Annotated in this window: 1 protein-coding gene; it reads left to right on the top strand. The window is 71.4% G+C overall.

The window, feature by feature from the left end:
- The coding region (locus ACP7FG_RS13235) for a hypothetical protein (protein WP_439226670.1) at positions 1 to 234 on the top strand (234 nt) is incomplete at both ends.

The following is a 234-nucleotide window of genomic DNA, read 5'->3' as shown; positions in this document are numbered from 1 at the left end:
CCGCTACGACGACCGCGAGTTGCTCCGGCCGGACCTCTCGACGGACACGAAACGCGTCACTCACGACCGAATCGAGCGGACGCTCGGGATCGACGTCCCCGGAACCGAGGTCGTCGACCTGCTCGAACGGGCCGGCCTCGACGCTGAGCCGTCCGAGGGCGATGGATCGGTGCGACCCGGAACCGCCCCCGCGGGCGAGAGGCCGGATCGAAGCGGCCTCGACCGTGACGCGTC

It is taken from the genome of Idiomarina sp. ST10R2A5 (assembly GCF_051842325.1).
GTDB lineage: Bacteria > Pseudomonadota > Gammaproteobacteria > Enterobacterales > Alteromonadaceae > Idiomarina > Idiomarina abyssalis.
This window is presented reverse-complemented; position numbering and strand designations above follow the sequence as displayed.